The following is a 7,689-nucleotide window of genomic DNA, read 5'->3' as shown; positions in this document are numbered from 1 at the left end:
TTGATAGGGTGAAAATGTCCCCGAAACCGACGGGGCTTCCAACCATTTTTCTCATAGGGCGCGCAGATTCAACGGCGAATTCCCTACCCGCCGTTGAGCCCGCAGAGCCCTGCGAGAAACAACTTTAAGGATGTGTTATGTCCTCGCTTCCGAACTCTAAGTCTTCTTTCCTCCGCGCTGCTCAGGGTTGCGGCGCATTGGCGTTGGCTGGTGCTATGGTTCTGCCGATGACCCCGGCACTGGCTCAGAATGCGGCTCCTGCCGCTGATGCCGCTGTTGCTGCCGCTACCCCTCAGGCAGCTAACCAGGTCGCTGCGGCTACCCCGACCCTTGAGGTTTCCATCCCTGACGGTTACAAGTACGACGGCGTGAACCCCTCCCTCGTCACGACTGAGGGCGGTACCATCCATGTGAAGGGTGCGGGTTACACCAAGGAGTGGCGTGCTCAGCACGGTACCGTGGCGCTGTACATTGCTCCCGCGAACTACGCGCCCTCCGGCTACGAGATTCCGACTTCGAAGATGCTGCGCTTCGTGGAGGGTCAGGACTTCACCATTACCGATGACGGCACTTTTGAGGCTGATCTGAAGGTTGAGGCGTACAAGCTTGCTGCCTACTACTTCATCGATGATGACAACTTCCACGACCCGACCGGCGGCACCAAGTACGATGTCCTCTACGAAATTCGCGTGGTTGCTGAACAGAAGGATCAGAAGCCGCTGACCGCTCAGGAGCTGTGGACCAGCAAGAACGTGGTGAGCACCCAGGTACTGAATACTATGGGTGAGAAGCCGGCGCCGTTCGCACCGCGCCTGGGTTACAACGCTGTGACTGACCCCATAAAATCACAGGATCTGAACGTTGGTGGCCAGGGGTTTAACGGCGATATTCACTCCGTTAGGGGCGTTCAGCTCGTGGTTCGTGAGAAGGGCTCGAACACCCCGGTTCTGGCAACCAGCGACATTATCGAGTTTGACCACCCCACCCAGTCTTCGGCGTACCGTGATGGCAACCTGAACGGTACCGTGAATCTTCCGGCAAACACTCTGAACGCTTCGAAGAAGTACGTGATTGAGGTCTGGGCTAACGACGGTTACGGCAATAACGGTAAGCTGATCGCACCGGTCGTGGGCAGGTCCACCAAGGGCCGCGGTACCCTACTCGCGTGGCAGGACCTGGACCTGAACGGCACGAACGGTTACAGGGAGGCGAACCTGCCCAACGCTCAGGATCCCAAGAAGGATGACAACCAGAAGCCCGATCCTTCCGATGAGAAGCTGGAGACCCTCGCTACCCGCGGTGAGCTCGCAGCTGCCCTGTACATTCAGGCGGGCACCCCCGAGGTGAAGCTGCCTGAAACTTCTCCCTGGCCGGATGTGAAGACCACCGACCCGAACTTCCCCGCGTACGTGTGGGCTCGTCAGAAGGGTATTACCTTCGGCTGGTCGGACGGCAAGTTCCATGCTGATGCAGGCATTTCGAACGCTACCGTTGCGGCGTTCACCTACCGTGCGGCTGGTTCGCCCGCGGTTAAGGGCGACTCCCCGTACAGTGATGTGGCTCCCGGTTCGGCGTTCTACCGTGAGATTCTGTGGGCTCAGCAGAACAAGGTGGTGCTGAACGCTAACGGCGCTTTCGATGCTCAGTACATGGTGACTCATGGTGAGTTGGAGACTCTGATTGAGGCGTTCCAGGCTCGCGCTAAGTAAGGTCGTTTAGCCCGCCCGCATCCCCCTCGGGTTTTACCTTGAGGGCGCGTGCGGTGCATCGGATAACTCTCTGGTTCCCCGTGCTCCCGAATGGTTTTCTGTTCGGGAGCACGGGGTTCAGCTTTTAACAGCTACCGCTGTATGAGATTTCTCGAAACCTTAAAGTATTCCTTGAGTGTTTCCTGACAATCGTTCAACGCTTTGATAGGGTGAGGATATCCCCGAAACCGAGGGGGATTTTCAACCACTTTTCTCATCGGGCGTGCGCAGATTCTGCGACCGATTCCCAACCTGCCGGTAAGCTCGCGCAGCCCCGGAGAAATGACCCTAAGGATGTCTTATGTCCTCACTTCCGAACTCTAAGTCTTCATTCCTCCGCGCGGCTCGGAATTGTAGCGCGCTCGCACTGGCGGGCGTGATGGTCCTGCCGCTGACCCCGGCGTTAGCCCAGGACGCAGCGCCCACCGCAAACGCGCCCGTTGCTAACGCACCGACTGCCAATACCCCCGCCCCTGCAACTCAGGATGTCGCGGATGAGCCGTCTTTCACCGTTGTCTATGAGGATTACTACTACCAGGACGGCCGTGACGTCTTCAAGCAAGAGGGCGACGGCCTGTACACCGGTGAGGACAGTAAAATTACGGTTCTGGGCACCGGCTTCACCAAGGAGTGGCGCAAGCAGCACGGCAAGGTAGTCATCTACATCGCGCCCGAGGAGAACGTCCCCTACAACGCACATCAGGTGACCGATACCCTCTTGCGGTTTGAAGAGGGCAAGGACTTCACCATTGACGATGACGGCACCTTTGTCGCCCCTCTGAATGTTGAGGCTAATACTTTGCCGAGTTACTACACTCTCACGGAGTATTTCCCGGATATGACTCTGGACAAGGTGCGTTACGAGGTTGGCATCCTCGCCGAGCCCGAGGGCCAGCCGCAGTCGACCGTTCAGGATATCTGGGCTCGCAAGAACGTTGTGACGCATCACGGTCTGAGCACCAATGATTATCACTTCGATACCTTCGCACCTAAGTTGAAATACGACGCTTTGAAGGACCCCACGAAGGATCAGGAGCTGCTGATTCAGGGTCAGGGCTTCGTAGGGACTGACATCCCCGGCGTTGAGGGCATGATGTACGTCATTCGCGAGAAGGGCACGGGTTCCCCCGTCCTGGTTATGAGCGAGATGAAGCGTTACGTCCAAGGCGATGATGAATACGAGACGGGCCTGGAGGGAGGCTTCGCTTTCGTCAATCTCAAGATTCCCGCGAACACGCTGGATCCGTCCAAGCAGTACGTCATTGAGGCGTGGAGCGACTACGGTTACCCCAGCAAGACGGATAAGACTCTCATCACCCCGATGGTGGGTTTTGCCCCGGAGCACCGCGGCGTTCTTTTGGCGCACCAGGATTTGAAGTTTGAGGGTGTCCAGCGGTTCACGAATGCTTACGTACCCGTAGAGGAACGTATGTACTTTTCGACATCGCTGAACGACGAGGAACAGAAGCAGCCTGCCACCCGCGGTGAGCTGGTTTCCTCCCTTTATGAGATGAAGGGCAGCCCCAAGGTGGACCTTCCTGAAGTCTCCCCGTGGCCGGATGTGAAGACGGACGATCCGAACTACGCCGCCTACATTTGGGCTCGTGAAAAGGGTGTTACCTTCGGCGGACCTGACGGAAAGTTCCACGCGGAGGACGGTCTCACGAATGCAACCGTTGCCGCAATGATTTACCGTGCGTCTGGTTCACCGGAAGTATCGGGTGTTTCATCCTTCCCGGATGTTACGCCGGATTCCGCGTTCTACCGTGAGATTCTGTGGGCTACCCAGCAGAATGTTATTACTCCCGAGACCGGCATGTTTGAACCGAATCATGCTGTGACCCGCATTGAATTGGACTGGATGTTGTTCTATTACCGGCATCGCGTGATGAACCCTATCACTACTGGCCTGTATCGCATTGCTAACTAAGTAGGCCAGGCCGGTTCTAGCCCGGGCACCTCGTCACAACGGACGGGGTGCCCGGGCTCTTACGCACTGAGTACGCGGTGAGGGAATCTGCGCGGATTCTTCTAGAGTTCTCACCCCTAGAATTCTCGCCCTAGAGTTCCCACGCGGGGGCTGCGGCGGTGCTTGCCGAGTGCGCGTCATGACCGGTTGCCACGCCGGTGGAGACGGTGAAGTCCCACGGGTCGGTGTTCAGTGCGGACAGCTTCGTTTCGATGGTGAAGCCGCGCTCAGCGAGCAGGGCGCGCAGGCGGTTTGCCGCCGACTGTAGCCAGAGGGATTCGCTGGCGGCGTGGGAGCAATCAATCAGGGCGATGTTGCTACCGTCAACTCGTGCGGTTTCGCGGAATTCGCTGGCGGGGTGGTGGCGCAGGTCGGCGGTAATGTACACCTGCGCGTCGGTGGCGCGCACAGCGTCAAAGAGGGAGTCACCGGCACCACCGCAGAGGGCGACGCGGCGGATCGGCTGGTCGGCGCGTCCGGCGATGCGCAGGCCACCGGCGGTCGCGGGCAGTGCCGCAGCGAGGCGTTCTGCAAGCTCCTTGAGGGTGACTTCTTCGGGCAGGGTGCCGAGGCGACCGGTGCCTACCGCGTGTTCCTGCTCGTCGAGCACCTGGGTTTGCGCTTCGGTGAGCGGTTCGCGGTCAATCAAGCCGATAGCGTCACAGAGTGCTTCGTTCACGCCTTCAACGGCGGCATCTGCGTTGGTGTGCGCGCCGAGCAGGCCGCATCCGCCTTCGATGAGGGTATGCAGAACGTTGCCCTTGTAGTCGCTGTCGGGGATGAACTTTGCGCCGCGGAGCAGCAGCGGGTGGTGGGTGATGAGTAGCTGCGCGCCTTCGGCTACGGCTTCTTCGGCGGTGGCGGTGAGGGCGTCTACTGCGAAGAGGACGGTGCTCACTTTGGCGGCGCCACGTCCGGCGACGAGGCCGGAGGCGTCCCATCCGGCGGCGAGCTGCGGCGGGAAGAGCGTGTGGAAGGCGTCAACGACTTCTGCGAGGGTGGGGGTTTCTAGTTTTTCAGTCATACCTCTATTGTGGCAGGTGGCGCGGCGGCAACTCGGGAATATTGTGCAGCCCTGCAGTGTTCTTCAGGTAGTGTGGATTTATAGTTCGAGGAGGAATCATGACTGATGTTGTTCTTGCCGGCGGCTGTTTCTGGTGCCTGGATGCGGTATACCGCCAGTTCCGCGGGGTTGAGGAGAGCGTCTGCGGCTACACGGGCGGCGATACTCCCGACCCCGATTATCGTTCGGTGTGTTCGGGTGCGACCGGGCATCAGGAGGCGCTGAAGCTCAGCTTTGACCCGCAGGTGATTGACCTGGATACGGTGCTGGATATTTTCTTCACGAGCCACGATCCGACCAGCTGGGATCGTCAGGGTGCGGATACCGGTTCGCAGTACCGTTCGGTGCTTTTCTACGCGGATGAGCAGCAGCGTGAGGCGTTTGAGCGTGCGGTGGCGCGTGCTCAGCAGCTGTACTCCTCCCCCATCGTTACGGAGATTAAGCCCCTGGGCGTGTTCTATGAGGCTGAGGAGTATCACCAGAATTATTACGCGTTGAACCCGGCACAGGGTTATTGCGCGTTTGTGGTGAGCCCGAAGGTGGCTCATGCGCGCCGTAATTTTGCGCATCTGCTCCGCTAGGTTGCACGCCCCTCCAGGTGTTTTGCCCCGCGGCTGTTGTTCTTTCTTCGAAAATATTCGGAATAACGGCCGCGGGGTTTCTTCATGCGTGCCCAGTTCTCCCAAGCTATTTGCTATTCACATGTGCTTTAGGGTTGCTATAAGGTGCGCCCGGTATGATGGGGGTGTCGACTCACTCCCCCCTCATCTGTTGACCTCTTCGAAAGACTGCTGATGACTAGCTCTTCTTCTAAGTCCATCGCTTTGAGCCGCCGCGCCGTGTTGGGTGTGGGCGGTGTTGGTCTTGCCGCTGTGGTGTCTGCGTGTGCGCGTACGGTGCATCCGCCGGCTGATACTGCCGCCTCTGAGTCAGCGAGCGCGAGCCCGGCTGCTTCGCCGGCGTTGCCGTCTGCGAATAAGTCGTATCAGGGTAAGGTCACCTTCGATAACTTTGAGAAGAACGGCGAGTATGTTCCTGCTACGGCTGAGCAGAAGGCGCAGAACGTACCCAAACCGATCATGCCGGAGAAGGTGCAGGAGCTGAGCGTTGACGGTATTTATGCGCTGATTGGCTATTGGATTTCTAGTTTTAATTATTTGGCGCTGACGGGTGATATTGAGCCGTTGAAGAAGACGGATCCGATCAGCGATTACTATAAGGAGCTTGAGCCGATGGTTAAGCTCTATGAGACGGGGCGCGGCTGGATTTATGACACGAGTGAGCCGATGTCTGTGTACCTGTTGACGGATACTCCCACGCAGATTGAGGGTGACCGTATTCGTTATTTCTGGCGTGCTCGTTCCCTGGTTGATCAGAATGCGAAGAGGCATCTGACCGAGGGCGATAACCGCGATAAGTCCCTTGTGGGGGCTGAGGATTCTCAGGGTCAGGCGATGCGGATTGTTGTGGAGTATAAGGAGGGTGCTTGGTTTATGAGCACTCAGAAGGATAAGGATGCTGGTAAGAGCTCGGATTCTGCGAGCCCCTCGGCTTCCTAGTGCACTAATTGCAGCTTTTTGGGTTTATTCTACTCAAAAGTATATGAATAGCAACATTTGATAGTCATTCACGCACTTTAGGGTATGATAGGGGTGTCAACTCACTCTATTTCCTTTGTTGACCTCTTTTGAAAGGCCAATTATGATGAGCCCTTCCCCCATATCTACCCGTGTGAGCCGCCGCGTAGCACTGGGCGCGACCGGCACCGGTGTGCTGGCTGCACTGACTGCGTGTGCTGGTAGTATCCGCCCGCTGGCTGATGGCTCAGCGTCAAGCCCCGCTTCCGGTTCTGCTAGTGCATCCGCGAGCGCTTCAGCTAGCGCCTCACCCAGTGCTTCGGCTAGTACTTCGGCATCTGCTTCTTCCAGCAAGTCCTATAAGGGCTTCGTAAAGTTTGATAACTTCGAGAAGAAGGGCGAGTACGTTCCGGCGACCGCCGCTCAGAAGGCACAGAACGTGCCCAAGCCCCTCGCCCCGGCGAACATGAACGAAGATAACGTTGATGGCATGTATGCGTTCATTGGCTACTGGCTGGCAAGCTTTAACTATGCGCTAATGACCGGTGATACTGAGCCGATGAAGAAGGCTGACCCTGCAGATGTGTATGTGAATGGTCTGCAGGAACTTACGATCATGTACGAGAACGATCTGGGCTGGATGTACGGTACGGATACCCCGGTTACTCTTGAGCTGACTAGTGGTTCACCGAAGAAGGCGTCCGGTAAGGGTACCCGTTACGACTGGCCGGCATACATGAACTACAGCGCCGATGCGAAGATTCACATTGAGGGCAAGTCTGACCAGCCCTTTAAGACCGCTTCTAGCCCGAATGGCAAGCTGGCGAAGGTTGCCGTGGAATACAAGGACGGTAAGTGGATTATGCTCACCGGCGATGAAGGCTCTTCTTCGTCGGCTTCCGCTTCTTCCTCTAGCTCTTCTTCTGTCTAGGCCCCACCATATCGGTTCCGGTCTAACGGTTTGAGGTAGGCTTCTCCCCCGCCTGCGGTAATGCACCGTGGGCGGGGTTTCTTTGTGCCGAAACTCTGCGAAAATTCTGCCGTAACTCTGCGGAACCCCAGGGTAGGAAACCCAGGGAACACCCAGGGGAAAACCCAGCGGATGTTCGGGGTCGGAGGAGGGGCGCTCGGGTACGCTTAACGTATATACATTGACGTACTACATGTGGTCTTTACCTGCAGGTTGTGAGCTTCGTGCTGACGGCTTTGGGGGTGAAGGATCCAACGAAGGACTTCCGATGACTACTTTCTTCACTCGACGTACTGCCCTGGGTGTTGCCGTTGCTGGCGCGCTTTCTGCGTTGACTGCGTGCGCTAGCGATATTCGCCCGC

6 protein-coding genes are annotated in these 7,689 nt (G+C 57.7%); 5 read left to right on the top strand and 1 reads right to left on the bottom strand.

Annotated features, from left to right (window positions below; genetic code table 11):
* Positions 1 to 137: 137 nt before the first annotated feature.
* On the top strand, positions 138 to 1,709 hold the full coding sequence (locus HMPREF2765_RS06130) for a hypothetical protein (RefSeq protein WP_049341403.1): 1,572 nt from the start codon (positions 138 to 140) through the stop codon (positions 1,707 to 1,709).
* A 340-nt stretch (positions 1,710 to 2,049) separates the two neighbouring features.
* On the top strand, positions 2,050 to 3,678 hold the full coding sequence (locus HMPREF2765_RS06125) for an S-layer homology domain-containing protein (protein ID WP_070604715.1): 1,629 nt from the start codon (positions 2,050 to 2,052) through the stop codon (positions 3,676 to 3,678).
* Between the two features lie 130 nt (positions 3,679 to 3,808).
* Here HMPREF2765_RS06125 and HMPREF2765_RS06120 read toward each other — a convergent pair whose 3' ends face one another.
* The gene (locus HMPREF2765_RS06120; RefSeq protein ID WP_049341408.1) at positions 3,809 to 4,741 is read right to left on the bottom strand and encodes a Nif3-like dinuclear metal center hexameric protein; all 933 of its coding nucleotides are present in this window, start codon (positions 4,739 to 4,741) and stop codon (positions 3,809 to 3,811) included.
* A 98-nt stretch (positions 4,742 to 4,839) separates the two neighbouring features.
* Between HMPREF2765_RS06120 and msrA the strand changes: the two genes are divergently transcribed.
* The 3 genes from msrA (at position 4,840) to HMPREF2765_RS06105 (ending at position 7,288) form a co-directional block, all read left to right on the top strand.
* A complete protein-coding gene (gene msrA, locus HMPREF2765_RS06115) occupies positions 4,840 to 5,361 on the top strand; it encodes a peptide-methionine (S)-S-oxide reductase MsrA (RefSeq protein ID WP_049345412.1) in 522 nt (173 codons plus the stop codon).
* Positions 5,362 to 5,574: 213 nt separating this feature from the next.
* Positions 5,575 to 6,339: a DUF6318 family protein gene (locus HMPREF2765_RS06110; RefSeq protein WP_070604713.1), complete on the top strand. Its 765-nt coding sequence runs from the start codon at positions 5,575 to 5,577 to the stop codon at positions 6,337 to 6,339.
* A 142-nt stretch (positions 6,340 to 6,481) separates the two neighbouring features.
* Entirely contained in the window at positions 6,482 to 7,288 is an 807-nt protein-coding gene (locus HMPREF2765_RS06105; RefSeq protein WP_083303626.1) for a DUF6318 family protein, read from the top strand.
* Positions 7,289 to 7,689: the final 401 nt, after the last annotated feature.

It is taken from the genome of Rothia sp. HMSC062H08 (assembly GCF_001810775.1).
GTDB lineage: Bacteria > Actinomycetota > Actinomycetes > Actinomycetales > Micrococcaceae > Rothia.
Note: the sequence above shows the minus strand (reverse complement) of the source record. Positions and strands in the feature narration are given on the sequence as shown.

Bases quoted from the DNA above. Each gene is read 5' to 3' on its own strand.
- HMPREF2765_RS06120 (WP_049341408.1), bottom strand. From the start codon at position 4,741: ATGACTGAAAAACTAGAAACCCCCACCCTCGCAGAAGTCGTTGACGCC.
- msrA (WP_049345412.1), top strand. From the start codon at position 4,840: ATGACTGATGTTGTTCTTGCCGGCGGCTGTTTCTGGTGCCTGGATGCG.
- HMPREF2765_RS06110 (WP_070604713.1), top strand. From the start codon at position 5,575: ATGACTAGCTCTTCTTCTAAGTCCATCGCTTTGAGCCGCCGCGCCGTG.
- HMPREF2765_RS06130 (WP_049341403.1), top strand. From the start codon at position 138: ATGTCCTCGCTTCCGAACTCTAAGTCTTCTTTCCTCCGCGCTGCTCAG.
- HMPREF2765_RS06105 (WP_083303626.1), top strand. From the start codon at position 6,482: ATGATGAGCCCTTCCCCCATATCTACCCGTGTGAGCCGCCGCGTAGCA.
- HMPREF2765_RS06125 (WP_070604715.1), top strand. From the start codon at position 2,050: ATGTCCTCACTTCCGAACTCTAAGTCTTCATTCCTCCGCGCGGCTCGG.